Annotated in this window: 14 protein-coding genes; 6 read left to right on the plus strand and 8 right to left on the minus strand. The window is 63.8% G+C overall.

Annotated elements, in window-relative coordinates; genetic code table 11:
* Positions 1-179: acetyl-coenzyme A synthetase N-terminal domain-containing protein (locus KJP30_RS00005; protein ID WP_218448382.1), on the minus strand; the 179-nt coding region annotated here is incomplete at its 3' end.
* A gap of 432 nt (positions 180-611) precedes the next feature.
* On the opposite strand from KJP30_RS00005, the gene dctP reads away from it, so the two are divergent.
* The 3 genes from dctP to KJP30_RS00020 all read left to right on the plus strand — a co-directional run bounded on the left by dctP (position 612) and on the right by KJP30_RS00020 (position 3,774).
* Complete coding sequence (dctP, locus tag KJP30_RS00010; RefSeq protein WP_218446915.1) at positions 612-1,628, plus strand: TRAP transporter substrate-binding protein DctP; 1,017 nt, start codon at positions 612-614, stop codon at positions 1,626-1,628.
* Positions 1,629-1,744: 116 nt separating this feature from the next.
* Positions 1,745-2,377: a TRAP transporter small permease subunit gene (locus KJP30_RS00015; protein ID WP_218446916.1), complete on the plus strand. Its 633-nt coding sequence runs from the start codon at positions 1,745-1,747 to the stop codon at positions 2,375-2,377.
* Positions 2,374-3,774 (plus strand): TRAP transporter large permease, encoded by a 1,401-nt coding sequence (locus tag KJP30_RS00020; RefSeq protein WP_218446917.1) that lies wholly within the window; start codon positions 2,374-2,376, stop codon positions 3,772-3,774. Before KJP30_RS00015 ends, KJP30_RS00020 begins: the two co-directional genes overlap by 4 nt.
* A 61-nt stretch (positions 3,775-3,835) precedes the next feature.
* Here the strand turns inward: KJP30_RS00020 and KJP30_RS00025 are convergent, their stop codons facing one another.
* Both KJP30_RS00025 and KJP30_RS00030 read right to left on the minus strand, forming a co-directional pair.
* The gene (locus tag KJP30_RS00025) at positions 3,836-4,102 is read right to left on the minus strand and encodes a hypothetical protein (RefSeq protein ID WP_218446918.1); all 267 of its coding nucleotides are present in this window, start codon (positions 4,100-4,102) and stop codon (positions 3,836-3,838) included.
* A gap of 157 nt (positions 4,103-4,259) precedes the next feature.
* Positions 4,260-5,459 carry an aminotransferase-like domain-containing protein gene (locus KJP30_RS00030; RefSeq protein ID WP_218446919.1) on the minus strand — a complete coding sequence of 400 codons (1,200 nt, stop codon included), beginning with the start codon at positions 5,457-5,459 and terminating at the stop codon, positions 4,260-4,262.
* A gap of 171 nt (positions 5,460-5,630) precedes the next feature.
* Between KJP30_RS00030 and KJP30_RS00035 the strand changes: the two genes are divergently transcribed.
* From KJP30_RS00035 to arsJ, 3 genes are all read left to right on the plus strand, one after another.
* On the plus strand, positions 5,631-6,458 hold the full coding sequence (locus tag KJP30_RS00035; protein WP_218446920.1) for an arsenate reductase/protein-tyrosine-phosphatase family protein: 828 nt from the start codon (positions 5,631-5,633) through the stop codon (positions 6,456-6,458).
* Positions 6,455-7,453, plus strand: coding sequence for an ArsJ-associated glyceraldehyde-3-phosphate dehydrogenase (locus KJP30_RS00040; RefSeq protein ID WP_218446921.1), 999 nt, complete (start codon positions 6,455-6,457; stop codon positions 7,451-7,453). Before KJP30_RS00035 ends, KJP30_RS00040 begins: the two co-directional genes overlap by 4 nt.
* Before the next feature lie 113 nt (positions 7,454-7,566).
* Positions 7,567-8,826: an organoarsenical effux MFS transporter ArsJ gene (arsJ, locus tag KJP30_RS00045; RefSeq protein ID WP_218446922.1), complete on the plus strand. Its 1,260-nt coding sequence runs from the start codon at positions 7,567-7,569 to the stop codon at positions 8,824-8,826.
* 6 nt (positions 8,827-8,832) lie between these two features.
* Here the strand turns inward: arsJ and KJP30_RS00050 are convergent, their stop codons facing one another.
* The 5 genes from KJP30_RS00050 to cobU all read right to left on the minus strand — a co-directional run bounded on the left by KJP30_RS00050 (position 8,833) and on the right by cobU (position 12,613).
* On the minus strand, positions 8,833-9,288 hold the full coding sequence (locus KJP30_RS00050) for a MarR family winged helix-turn-helix transcriptional regulator (protein WP_218446923.1): 456 nt from the start codon (positions 9,286-9,288) through the stop codon (positions 8,833-8,835).
* 74 nt (positions 9,289-9,362) lie between these two features.
* The gene (locus tag KJP30_RS00055; protein ID WP_218446924.1) at positions 9,363-10,307 is read right to left on the minus strand and encodes a formylglycine-generating enzyme family protein; all 945 of its coding nucleotides are present in this window, start codon (positions 10,305-10,307) and stop codon (positions 9,363-9,365) included.
* Positions 10,308-10,347: 40 nt separating this feature from the next.
* Positions 10,348-11,100: an adenosylcobinamide-GDP ribazoletransferase gene (gene cobS / locus KJP30_RS00060; protein ID WP_246594314.1), complete on the minus strand. Its 753-nt coding sequence runs from the start codon at positions 11,098-11,100 to the stop codon at positions 10,348-10,350.
* On the minus strand, positions 11,097-12,104 hold the full coding sequence (gene cobT / locus KJP30_RS00065) for a nicotinate-nucleotide--dimethylbenzimidazole phosphoribosyltransferase (protein ID WP_218446925.1): 1,008 nt from the start codon (positions 12,102-12,104) through the stop codon (positions 11,097-11,099). Before cobT ends, cobS begins: the two co-directional genes overlap by 4 nt.
* Positions 12,101-12,613, minus strand: coding sequence for a bifunctional adenosylcobinamide kinase/adenosylcobinamide-phosphate guanylyltransferase (cobU, locus tag KJP30_RS00070; protein WP_218446926.1), 513 nt, complete (start codon positions 12,611-12,613; stop codon positions 12,101-12,103). Before cobU ends, cobT begins: the two co-directional genes overlap by 4 nt.
* Positions 12,614-12,620: the final 7 nt, after the last annotated feature.

Genomic DNA, 12,620 nt, shown 5'->3' on the forward strand with positions numbered 1-12,620 from the left:
GTCGGGGCCTTCATCCAGTCCAGACGCTGCGCCTGCTCCGCCCAGAACCCCTCGGGATCCGAAACCGAACGCGCATACATCTCTTCGTAACGCTCCGCATCAACATGCGACTGCTGCGCAAGCTCTGCCGAGGGCGGATAAACGGGGTTGCCGGTCTCGGGTTTGGTCTGTTCGGTCATGAAAGGAGCTCCCTCTCCGTAGTGATCCGGCGGTGGTCCGTGACCCGGCGTCACCGCATTCAACCCGGAGAATACGCGATCTGCAAAAGAAAGAAATAATGTTAGCGTTATGAATGATTTAGCTGTAAATCCTTTTCAGGTAAGGGTTGAAAATCGTAAACAAATTTGCCCAGATCCTTGCAAGTGCCTTGTTTTCATAAGCGGCTGTCGATGTTGTCGCAGGCTGTGGAAAAGGGCTTGCCGTACATCCGCAGGGAGAGTCGGCCGATCACGGCGGTGTGACAAAAGGATGCGGTATGCGCTTGTATACCGAGTGTTAGCGCTCGCCCTTCCGAATCTCCTTCGGGGCAAGCCCCTTGAACCGGCAGGGCTTTCGGCTAACCTCCCCGCGAGGCGGAAGATACCGCTCTACTGAAAAAAGGGGAGGATGACATGTCCAACATCACGGCCAAACTACTGGCAACCACCATCGCGGCGACGCTGGCCACTCAGGCGGCGGCGACGGAATGGAATGTTTCCACATGGGGATCGCGCCGCGCTTTCACCGAACACTTGCACAAGATCGCAGAGCTGGTGTCCGAAAAGACGGGTGGCGAATTCACCATGAATATCTCGTATGGCGGTCTGTCCAAGAACCGCGAGAACCTTGACGGGATTTCCATCGGTGCCTTCGAAATGGCTCAGTTCTGCGCCGGTTATCACCCGGACAAGAACCGCGCGATTACCGTTCTGGAACTGCCCTTCCTTGGGGTTGCGACACTGGAAGAAGAAGTGGCCGTCAGCCACGCGATCTATGGTCACCCGGCGGTTGCCGAGGAAATGGCCCAATGGAACGCCAAGATGCTGATGACCTCGCCCATGCCGCAATACAACCTTGTCGGCACCGGCGAACCGCGTGACGAACTGGCGGAGTTCGACGGCATGCGTGTCCGTGCGACCGGCGGTCTGGGCAAGGCGTTTTCGGCGGTTGGCGGTGTGCCGACCAGCGTGACCTCGTCCGAGGCCTATCAGGCGATGGACTCCGGCGTCGTTGATACGGTGGCCTTTGCGCAGCACGCGCATCTGTCCTTTGGCACCATCAATCAGGCGGATTGGTGGACGGCAAACCTCAACCCGGGCACCGTGAACTGCCCCATCGTGGTCAATATCGATGCCTATGACGGCCTGCCGGACGATCACCGGGCTGCGCTGGATGAATCCGTGGACGAGGCGATCGCCTTTTACCTCGAGAACTACGGCAAGCTGTTGCAGCGCTGGGATGAGGTGCTGGCCGAAAAGAACGTACAGAAGGTCATGATCTCGGATGACGAACTGGCCAAGTTCCGCGACGTGGCCGGCAAGCCCATCCACGACGCATGGATCAAGGACATGAGCGCGCAGGGCCTGCCCGCGCAAGAACTGTATGACCTTGTCTTCTCCACGCTCGAAGCGGCGCGGGCCTCGAACTGAGCTTGGCGCTTCCTGCCCCGGCCTTGCGCCGGGGCCTCTTGCCGGACCTGACGGTCCGGCAGCATCCCGGTGCGGGGCCGGGAGGGGAGCAACAATAATAATACAGGGGGTGAGCGATGGCGGGACATGCTTCCGTCCTCGAAGACGACAGCCTGTTGTCGCGGCTGGACCGCGGCCTTGCGCGGCTGGAGTGGGGCATGGCCCTTGTCTCTGGTATCGGTGCTTTTGCGCTGATGTGCCTTGCTGTCGTTTCCGTTTCGGGACGCAATTTCTTTAACGAGCCGCTCAGGGGATATGTCGACTGGATCGAGGCGGCGATGCCCTTCATCGCCATCTTTGGCATCTCGTACGTTCAGCGGTCGGGCGGACATATCCGCATGGACATCGTGGTGGGCGCGCTGAAGGGGCGAGCGCTGTGGATCGCCGAGTTCATCACCACTTTCCTCATCCTCGTGCTGATGGTGCTGCTGGTCTGGGGGACATGGGCCCATTTCGACCGCAGCTTTGATTTCTCCAAACCGAACTGGAGCCGGGACAGTTCGATCGACCTTGGCCTTCCGATCTGGCCCGCCAAGCTGGTGGTTCCGGTGGCCTTTGCGGTGATCTGCCTGCGGCTGGTCCTGCAACTGGTGGCCTATGGCCGCGCCATTGTGCTGGGGCTGAGCGAACCGGTGGCCGTGCCCTTGGTAATGTCTGCGGCCGAACAGGCCGCGGCCGAGGCGGATCAGGTACAGGGGCATGACCAATGACATCGATTGAAATCGGTTTGTGGGTGACTGGCGGGCTGCTGGTCATGGTTGTGCTCGGAATGCGGGTGGCCTTTGCCGCCGCCATGGCGGGGCTGATCGGGCTGATCTGGATCTTCTGGTCGAAGAAAGGATACGATCCCGAAGACTTTGGCTGGGCGCTTGGCGTGGCGGTCAAGACCGCGGGGCAGGTGCCGCATGGCAAGGTGGCCTCGCAGGCTTTGTCGCTGATCCCGACCTTTATCTTGATCGGCTATCTTGCCTATTACGCGGGGCTGACCCGCGCGCTGTTCGAGGCGGCAAAACGCTGGATCGCATGGGTGCCGGGCGGATTGGCGGTCTCGACTGTGTTTGCGACGGCGGGGTTCGCGGCGGTGTCCGGGGCAAGCGTCGCGACGGCGGCGGTCTTTGCCCGGATCGCCATCCCCGAAATGCTGAAGGTCGGTTATGACAAGCGGTTTGCCGCCGGGGTCGTTGCGGCGGGCGGTACGCTGGCCTCGTTGATCCCGCCCTCGGCCATTCTGGTGATCTATGCCATCATCGTGGAACAGGACGTGGGCAAGCTGTTGCTGGCCGGGTTCATACCCGGGCTCTTTTCGGCGGTGATCTACGGCCTGCTGATCGTCGGGCTGGCCTTGACCATCAAGGGGTTCGGCCCGCCGGTCGGGGGCTTTACCTGGCGTGAGCGGCTGGTCAGCCTGCCTCCGGCGTTGCCCATCGTGGCGGTGGTCGTGATCATCATCTTCTTTGTCTACAATCCCTTCGGAGGGGACAGTTGGGGCACGCCGACCGAGGGCGGGGCCATCGGAGCCTTCATCGTCTTTCTCATGGCGTTGTACCGGGGGATGCGTCTGCGCGAGTTGAAAGACGCGCTGGTCGAGACGGCAAAGCTGTCGATCATGATCTTCAGCATCATCTGGGGCGTGCTGATCTACGTGCGCTTCCTTGGTTTCGCGGATTTGCCCTCGGCGTTCAGCGACTGGCTGACTGCCTTGCCCTATTCGCCGATGCTGATCCTTGTCTGCATCCTTTTGGCCTACGCGGTTTTGGGCATGTTCATGGATGCCATCGGGATGTTGTTGTTGACGCTGCCGGTGGTCTATCCGGCGATCATGGCTCTGAACGGCGGCCCCTTCGTCAGCGCCGAAGAGGCGGCCTTTGGCATGTCCGGCCCGATGTGCGCCATCTGGTTCGGCATCCTTGTGGTCAAGATGGCGGAGTTTTGCCTGATCACGCCGCCCATCGGGCTGAACTGCTTTGTTGTGGCAGGGGTGCGGCCCGAACTGTCGGTGCAGGATGTGTTCCGGGGGGTCACACCGTTTTTCGTGGCCGATGCGGTGACGATTGCGCTGTTGGTGGCCTTTCCGGGCATCGTTCTGTGGCTGCCGTCGCTGGCCTGAGCACGGCGCAGGGGCGAAAAAGGAAAAGGCCGCGCGATCTGCGCGGCCTTTTGCCTTTGGGTCAGCGGCGCCCCTTGCGATCGCCGTTGCCGCCACCGCCACCGGTTCCGCCTTGCGGGTCTTCCAGCTTGCCACGTGCTTTGCGGGTCATCGCGCCGCGCATCTCGTCTTCGCCTGGAGTGCCGATGCTTTTGGCCTGATTGGCGTCATGGTACTTTTCCAGCACCGTATCGTCGGCGGTGGCCCATGGGTTCGCGTGCGATGCCAGTGCCGCGCCGGACATCAGCACAAGGCCCAGGGCCGCGGCGAGGGTGGTTTTACATGTCATCTCACATTCCTTGTCTCGATCGGGCACCTATGCGCCCGTCATTGATATTCGAATCGTGAGATATTTTGAATACGGAATGTTTAAGGCCGGATTAACCCGGGCATGTTCCCGCCGGTCACAGCCCGATCAGGCGGGACGGTGCCCCGCCGCGCATCCCTTATGCAGCGCGGGTCAGTTCGGCCCGGGTGGCCACCGCCAGCCGTCTGATCCCCTCGGCCAGAACCTCGGGCGGGTTCAGTGTGAAATTGATCCGGATCGCCCGGCGGTCGCGGCCCAGCGGGTCAAAGACGCTGGAGGGCGACACACAGACCCCATGATCAAGACCCGTCTTCATCAGCCGGTCGGTATTCAGCGCAGGGTCGTGGGCCACGGCCCAGACGAACATGCCGCCCGTGGGCACCTCCCATGTGAACAGCTCCGACAGATCCGCTGCCATTGCCGTGCAAAGCGCGTCGCGACGGCTGCGGTACAGGTTCAGCACCTCGGGCAGCAGTCGGTTGGGCAAGTCCTGCTCCAGCGCCGCCAGCGCCACGTGTTGGGTCAGCCCGCTGGTGAACATGTCCGATCCCTGTTTGGCCGTGGTCATGGCGGTGATGACCTCTGGCGCGGCAATGACCCACCCGACCCGCAAGCCCGGCGCCAACTGCTTGGAGAAGGTGCCAAGGTAGATCACCGGCCCGTCATAGACATCGGCCCCGGTGGCCGACAGGTCCAGCATGTGGTGCAGGGGTGTGCCGTCGTAATAGAGGTGCCCATAGGGATCATCCTCGACCAGCCAACAGCCCGTGTCCCGCGCCGCCGCCAGCAGGGCGTGCCGTTGGTCCAGCGGGACCAGCCGGCCGGACGGATTGGAAAAGTTCGGCACGGTATAGGCAAACTGCGCTCCGGCCATCGCCGTGCGGGGATCGCAGGCCGGATCCTCCAGCGCCATGGCGCGATATTGGGGCTCGCGCGGTTTCCACGCGTCGATGGCCCCCAGATAGGCCGGGGATTGCGCGGCAATCACTTCGCCCGGATTCAGCAGGACCTTGCCCACCAGTTCCAGCCCCTGCATGCCTGCGGTGGTGATCAGCACGTTGTCGCGCGTCAGATGCAACGCGCCCTTGCTGTACATCGCGGCGATGCGGTCGCGCAGGGCATTCAGACCGTCGATGGGCGAATAGCCAAGGCTGTCCTGCGTATGGTTCGACACTGCCCGCCCGGCAAAATCCGCCAGTTCCGCAACCGGCCATGTCGACGGATCAGGCAATCCGCCTGCCAGGTTCACCAGATCGGGAATGGCCCCGGCGGCAAGGAAGGTTTGCGTCACATCGTTGGTGTCGTTCAGCCAGCGGGCAAAAGGGGCGCGTCGGGCCATCGGAATCCTCCAGGAAACCTGCCGGAAGGGCAGAAGTGTCATCGTCCTAACATGTTTTCATGAAAGACTGCCAAGGGTCCGGGGCAGCATTTCCCGATGAAATCGCTTTATTTCCGAAAATCCGGAAATAAAGGGTTGCGGGAGAAAATATAATTCCGTATTTCCGGAAATATGAAAGAAGAATCGCTCAATGCCCTCTCTGCCCTTGCCAACAGCCGCCGCCTCGACGTGTTTCGCCTGTTGATGCGCCGCTATCCCGATGCCGTTCCGGCCGGCGAACTGGCAATCGCGCTTGGTCTTGCGCCCTCTTCCCTGTCGGCCGCGCTTTCGCAGCTGCGCGGCGCGGGTCTGGTCACCCAGACGCGTCACGGCACCTCCTTGCTCTATGCCGCCGACACCGGTGGCGCAGGGCGCCTGCTGTCCTTTCTGGGGGCCGACTGCTGCCGCGGCCGTCCAGAAATCTGCCTGCCCCTCACGCTTCAGGAAGCTTCAATGGCCGACCGTAAATACAATGTCCTTTTCATCTGCACGGGCAATTCCGCCCGTTCGATCTTTGCCGAAACGCTGCTGCGTGAACTGGCAGGTGACCGGTTTCAAGCCTTCTCGGCCGGCACCCGCCCGACCAGCGAACTGAACGATCGCGCGCTTGCCGTGCTTCGCGACAAAGGGCACGACATCTCTGGCCTGCGCTCGAAGAACATCAAAGAATTTCAGGGCACGGACGCGCCGCGACTCGATTTTGTCTTTACCGTCTGCGACCGCGCCGCAAATGAGGAATGCCCGCCTTGGCCGGGCCAGCCCATGACCGGCCACTGGGGCCAGCCCGACCCGGTCAAGGCCGAAGGCACCGACGCCGAGAAACAACTGGCGTTCCAGCAGGTCTACGGCGCGCTGCGCAACCGCATTCAGTCCTTTACCTCGCTGCCCATCGAAACGCTCGACCGCGAAAGCCTGCAAGCCCGGATCGACGACATCGCCAAGACGGAAGACCTCGCATGACCACCTACGCCATCAACGGGCTTGGCCGCATCGGCAAGCTGATCGTCAAACCCATGCTCGAAGCAGGCGACAACATCGCCTTTCTGAACGACGCGGTGGGGGATCCGGCCATGCATGCGCATTTGCTGGAATTCGATACCGTCCATGGCCGCTGGGACGCCGATTTCAGCGCCGACGCGGACAGCATCACCATCAACGGCACGCGCATCCCGGTCTATGGTTCGCGCAGCCTCGACGACCTGCCGCTCGAAGGGATCGATGTGGTCATCGACTGCACCGGCTATTTCAAGACCGCCGACCGTATCGCGCCCTATTTCGAACGCGGCGTGAAAAAGGTGGTGGTGTCCGCCCCGGTCAAGGACGGCGGCGCGGTCAATATCGTCTACGGCGTGAACGACGACATCTACAAAGCGGATGAACACAGGATCGTCACGGCGGCCTCCTGCACCACCAACTGCCTCGCGCCGGTGGTCAAGGTCATCCACGAAAACCTCGGCATCAAACACGGTTCGATCACCACGATCCATGATGTGACCAACACCCAGACCATTGTCGACCGCCCCGCCAAGGATCTGCGCCGCGCGCGATCGGCGCTGAACTCGCTGATCCCCACGACCACCGGGTCCGCCACGGCGATCACGCTGATCTATCCGGAACTCAAGGGCCGCCTGAACGGCCATGCCGTGCGGGTACCACTGCTCAACGCCTCGCTGACCGATTGCGTCTTCGAGGTCGAAAAGCCGACCACCGCCGAAGAGGTCAACGCCCTGTTCAAATCCGCCGCCGAAGGCGAATTGAAGGACATTCTCGGCTATGAAGAGCGCCCGCTGGTCTCCACCGACTACACCAATGACCCGCGCTCTTCGATCGTCGATGCGCCCTCGACCATGGTGGTCAATGGCACCCAGGTAAAGATCTACGCCTGGTATGACAACGAATGGGGCTATGCATATCGGCTCGTGGACGTGGCCCATATGGTCGGCAAAAGCCTCTGAAAGGCGCAACCGCCTTCGGCGCTTCTTCTGTCTGAAAATATCCCGGGGTGAATTGGCCGCAGGCCAAGAGGGGCAGCGCCCCTCGACCCCAACCGCCTGACCGGAGTCCGGACATGACCGACACCACCTCGCACCGCCCGGAAGGGCTGGCCGCCTATATCGCCGTCACCGCGGCCTATTGGGCCTTCATGCTCACCGACGGGGCCTTGCGGATGCTGGTGCTGTTGCATTTCCACACGCTGGGCTTTTCGCCGGTGCAGCTTGCCTATCTGTTCCTGCTCTATGAATTCGCCGGGATTGTCACCAATCTCTCGGCGGGCTGGATCGCGGCGCGTTTCGGCCTGACCTCGACGCTCTACGCGGGCCTTTCCTTGCAGGTCATCGCGCTATTGGCGCTCGCTCAGCTCGATCCGGCATGGAGCCTGACCGGATCGGTCATTTTTGTCATGGCGGTGCAGGGCCTGTCCGGCGTGGCCAAGGACCTGTCCAAGATGTCTGCCAAATCGGCGGTCAAGCTTTTGGCCCCCTCGGGGCAGGGCGGCTTGTTCAAATGGGTTGCGGTGCTGACTGGGTCCAAGAACGCGATCAAGGGGCTGGGCTTTCTTTCCGGCGCGGCGATGCTGGCCCTCTTCGGCTTTGTCCCGGCGGTCCTTGGCATGGCGGCGGTGCTGGGCGCGGTGCTGCTGGTGCTTGCCCTGCGGATGCCGGGCGGGCTGCCCTCCGGCAAGAAAGGCGCCAAGTTCAAAGAGGTCTTTTCCAAGGACCGCAACGTGAATTGGCTGTCGGCTGCGCGGGTGTTTCTGTTCGGCGCGCGCGATGTCTGGTTCGTGGTCGGTATCCCGGTCTATTTCTATGCCGTCCTGTCCGATGGCAGCGAAGAGGGCAATCGCCTTGCCTTTTTCACCATCGGCAGCTTCATGGCGGTCTGGACCATCCTTTACGGCGCGGTTCAGGCCTATGCGCCCAAGGCGTTGGGCGCGGACAGCCGTCCGGGGGCCGAAATTGTCGGTGCTGCGCGCAACTGGGCGTTGTCGCTGATCGTGGTGCCCGCGCTACTGGCCGTGCTGGTCTTTGTGACCGGGGAACCGGCACCTTGGCTGACGGGGACGATCATCGCGGGCCTTCTGGTCTTTGGCGCGCTTTTCGCGGTGAACTCATCGCTGCACAGCTACCTGATCCTTGCCTTTTCCAAGGGCGAGCGGGTGACGATGGATGTGGGGTTCTACTACATGGCCAATGCGGCGGGCCGTCTCTTGGGGACGCTGCTGTCCGGGCTCAGCTACCAGTTGGGTGGCTTGCCAGCCTGTCTTGCCACGGCGGCGGTCATGGTCGCGATCAGTGCCTTGGGCGCGGCAAAGCTGCGCCTCGACTGATCCGGGTCACAGGTCGTTCAGGATGGCATCCAGCCCGGTCTCGAATTCGGCCATTGCGCTGCCAAGCCGCCGCTCGATCTCGGCCTGATAGGCCATGGCAAGGGGCAGCAGATCCGCCATCAACGCGCGTCCCTTGTCAGTCAGCGCCAGCCGGACCAGCCGTCGGTCGCCCGCGTCCTGCGCCTTTTCGATGTAGCCTGCGGTTTCCAGCCGGGTCGCCGCGCGGCTGACCTTGCTTTTCTCCATCGCTACGCGGGCCTCGATGTCGCGCACCGAAACCGTGGCCGCGCCGTCCAGCGGCTGTGCCAAGTGGACTAGCACCCGCCATTCCGGGATCGAGATGCCGAATTTCTCGCGGTACTGCCGTGCCAGCGCCTCGGAAGTCTTTTCGGCGGCGACCGCAAGCCGGTAAGGCGTGAAACGCCCAAGGTCGAACTCCGGAAGCGGTGTCGGTCGGCTCATGTCGGTGTCCCTGTGACGGCGATTGAATTCACTGTAGCCCCGCCCTTGTTGCAAGTGCAATGAGGGGCGCGGCGTCAGGCGGACCAGACCACGCGGAACCCCTGATGTGTCGTCGAACTGTCCGGCGAGGTCCCGGACCGGGCCGCGATCCGGTAACGATAGCAATAACTGCGGTGACAGAGGAATGATCCGCCCTTGGACAGTTTGTACCCCTTCATCCCCTCAAGCCGTGCCTTCACCTGTTTCTTGAGCGATCGTATGCGGAAAGGATCGGCGGTCCATTCCCAGACATTGCCCGCCATGTTGTACAGGCCATAACCGTTGGGTTCAAAGGCGCGGGCGGGGGCGGTTGTGCGATAGCCGTCAGCGCAGCTGTTCAAGTCCGGGAACCGGCCTTGCCAGATATTGCAGGGCTGAAAATCCGTGTCGTCGGGTTCCGCATCGCCCCATGGAAAACGTACATCGCCCAGTCCGCCACGCGCCGCATGTTCCCATTCCGCCTCTGTCGGCAGACGGCCACCGACCCATGCGGCATAGGCCATGGCATCGTTCCACGAGACATGCACAACCGGGTGATCAGGATGCCATGCGTCGGCACGGGTGTCCGGCCCGTTGACCTCACGCCAATTGGCACCTTCAACCTGCCGCCACCACTGCACCGCCGCCACAGCGCGCGTGGGCCCCACATGTTCCGGCACCTGGTCCTGGAACACGAAGGACCAGCCAAAGCGTTCCGCCTCGGTGACAAATCCTGTGGCGGAAACAAACGCGTCGAACTGGGCATTGGTGACGCTGGTTGCACCCATCAGAAAGGGTTTGACGCGTGCTTCGCGCAGCGGGCTTTCGCCGTCGTCGGGGATCTGCGGGGTGGTTGTGCCGACCAGCGCCTTGCCGCCCGGAATGCGGACCGCATCCGCGTCGGGACGCGGTGCCCCTTGGGCGATTTTCGAGGCTGGCGTGCCGGTTTGGGGGCGGGCGGGTGTGCAACAGGATTTCGGGGCGTCTTGGGGTTTGGTCATGGCTCTTGGGTATCCCGGCTGATGCCGCGCGTCGATAGGTCTAGAGGGCTGCGGCCAAAGCCAGCCAACCCGCGGTTTCCGAGCCAAGCTGCGCCGCGCCCAGAACATCGCCGGTTTGCCCGCCCAGCCTTTGCCTTGCGCGCTGCGCGACAATCGCCGCCGCCAGGGCCATGACCGGCAGAACCACCAGCGCCGCGCCGCCCAAGGACAGGGCGGCGACCGCGGTCACGATCAGGCTGGGCAGCCAGACGCGCCAAGGCAGCGCGGTGTCCGTCGTGGCGGCCATCTGGCCCATGCCATCCGCACGGGCGGGCGGCAACAGGTCCAGCAGCACCAGCATGGCCAGACGGCTGACCACCGAGACAAGCACAAACCCGGCCAGCGGCAAGGCGGGCAGCGCGCCAAGCGCCGAGGCCGCAAGCCCAACCGCAAAGATCAGCGCTATCACGCCATAGCTGCCCACGCGGCTGTCGCGCATGATCTCCAGCCGGTGGGCGCGGTCGCGGCCCCCGGCACCATCGGCGAAATCGGCAAATCCGTCGTGGTGCAGCCCGCCGGTCAGCACGGCCAGCAAGGCCAGCGCGGTCAGCGCCGCCGCAAGCGGCGGCAGGCCCACCGCCTGTGCCCCGGCGAAACCGGCCCATGCGGCAAGGCCCATGGGCAGGCCGACAAGGGGAAAGCCCCAGCGCGCCTCGGCCAACGTGGGAACCGGATCCCGCAGTTGCCCCATCGGCAGGCGCGTCAGCATCATCATCGCCAGCCGCAGTTCGTCGACGCGGCGGGCCATGGTCATGCGCCGGAAACGCCTGCTTCGGCGAAGGTGGCCATGCCGTTGTGGCAGGCCAGCGCGCCTTTGAGGATCGGCAGGGCAAGCGCCGCGCCCGAGCCTTCGCCAAGCGCCATGCCCATGTCCAGCAGCGGTGTCTTGCCCATGGCCTCGGCCAGCTTGCGGTGTCCCGGTTCGCGGCTTTGATGGGCGATCAGGCAATGGGCCAGCAGCTCCGCGTCGGTCGCCGCCAAAGGTGCCACCGCCGCGGTGCAGATGAACCCGTCCAGCAGGACCGGGATTCGTGCCATGCGCGCGGCCAGAACGGCCCCGCACAGCGCCGCCTGTTCCCTGCCGCCAAGCGCCGCCAGCTGCATCATCGACGACAGGCCAGAGTGCTTTTCGACGCCTGCCGCGACCACGCGGGCCTTGAGGCTCATGCCGTCGGCGTCCGAGCCGGTGCCGGGGCCGACCCAGTCGGGGGCGGTGCCACCAAAGGCCGCCATGGCCAGCGCGGCGGCGATGGTCGAATTGCCGATGCCCATTTCGCCCAGCAACAGGATGTCGGCCGAGCGGTCGACCGCCGCCGCACCGCGTTGCAGAGCGTCGAGGCATTCGGCCTCGTCCATCGCGGGGCCGGTTGTGAAATCGTGGGTCGGCCGGTCAAGGTCCAGCGCGATGACATCCAGATCCGCGCCGGCGGCCTTGCTCAGCTGGTTGATCGCGGCCCCTCCGGCTGCGAAATTCGCCACCATCTGCGCGGTCACTTCCTGTGGGAACGGGTTGACGCCCTGCGCGCAGACGCCGTGATTGCCGGCAAAGACCAGCACCTGCGCCTTGTCGATGCGGGGGCGGTCCGTTCCGCGCCAGCCGGCCATGAAGGCGGCCAGTTCCTCCAGCCGGCCCAGCGACCCCGGCGGCTTGGTCAGTTCCTTCTGCCGCGCGGTCGCGGCCTCGGCGGCGGCACTGTCATAGGCCGGAAGATCAAGAGAGCGGACCGCGTCCAGCGAGGCGAGGGGCAGGGTGTTCATGCAGGTTTGACCTTCAGTGGGTGACCAGCGACGCAGAACCACAATTCGTCGCAGGCTTCGGCGATATGTTGATTGACCAGCCCCGCCGCGTCACGAAAGGCGCGGGCAAGGGCGTTTTCGGGGACGATCCCGGCGCCGACCTCATTGGTGACAAAGATGACCGGCGCGGTTTGCTCGGGGATCGCATTCACCAAGTCGTCCAGCGCCGCGCGCCAGTCGTCCTCGGCCAGCATCAGGTTGGTCAGCCACAGCGTCAGGCAATCCACCAGCCGGGGTGCGCCGCCGTCGCTGTCACGCAGGGCACGCGGCAGGTCATGCGGTGCCTCGATCGTGCGCCAGTCCGCGTCGCGCCGCGATTGGTGCAGCGCGATCCGGTCGGCCATTTCGGTGTCATGGGCCTGGGCGGTGGCGATGTAGATCGCAGGCCGCCCCAGCGCGAGCGTCTTCTGCTCTGCCAGACGGCTTTTGCCCGAGCGTGCGCCGCCCGTGATGAGGATCGACTTTCCCATGCGGTCG

The organism is Antarctobacter sediminis (assembly GCF_019218285.1).
In the GTDB taxonomy this organism is placed as follows: Bacteria; Pseudomonadota; Alphaproteobacteria; order Rhodobacterales; family Rhodobacteraceae; genus Antarctobacter; species Antarctobacter sediminis.

Bases quoted from the DNA above. Each gene is read 5' to 3' on its own strand.
- dctP (WP_218446915.1), top strand. From the start codon at position 612: ATGTCCAACATCACGGCCAAACTACTGGCAACCACCATCGCGGCGACG.
- KJP30_RS00015 (WP_218446916.1), top strand. From the start codon at position 1,745: ATGGCGGGACATGCTTCCGTCCTCGAAGACGACAGCCTGTTGTCGCGG.
- KJP30_RS00020 (WP_218446917.1), top strand. From the start codon at position 2,374: ATGACATCGATTGAAATCGGTTTGTGGGTGACTGGCGGGCTGCTGGTC.
- KJP30_RS00025 (WP_218446918.1), bottom strand. From the start codon at position 4,102: ATGACATGTAAAACCACCCTCGCCGCGGCCCTGGGCCTTGTGCTGATG.
- KJP30_RS00030 (WP_218446919.1), bottom strand. From the start codon at position 5,459: ATGGCCCGACGCGCCCCTTTTGCCCGCTGGCTGAACGACACCAACGAT.
- KJP30_RS00035 (WP_218446920.1), top strand. From the start codon at position 5,631: ATGAAAGAAGAATCGCTCAATGCCCTCTCTGCCCTTGCCAACAGCCGC.
- KJP30_RS00040 (WP_218446921.1), top strand. From the start codon at position 6,455: ATGACCACCTACGCCATCAACGGGCTTGGCCGCATCGGCAAGCTGATC.
- arsJ (WP_218446922.1), top strand. From the start codon at position 7,567: ATGACCGACACCACCTCGCACCGCCCGGAAGGGCTGGCCGCCTATATC.
- KJP30_RS00050 (WP_218446923.1), bottom strand. From the start codon at position 9,288: ATGAGCCGACCGACACCGCTTCCGGAGTTCGACCTTGGGCGTTTCACG.
- KJP30_RS00055 (WP_218446924.1), bottom strand. From the start codon at position 10,307: ATGACCAAACCCCAAGACGCCCCGAAATCCTGTTGCACACCCGCCCGC.
- cobS (WP_246594314.1), bottom strand. From the start codon at position 11,100: ATGACCATGGCCCGCCGCGTCGACGAACTGCGGCTGGCGATGATGATG.
- cobT (WP_218446925.1), bottom strand. From the start codon at position 12,104: ATGAACACCCTGCCCCTCGCCTCGCTGGACGCGGTCCGCTCTCTTGAT.
- cobU (WP_218446926.1), bottom strand. From the start codon at position 12,613: ATGGGAAAGTCGATCCTCATCACGGGCGGCGCACGCTCGGGCAAAAGC.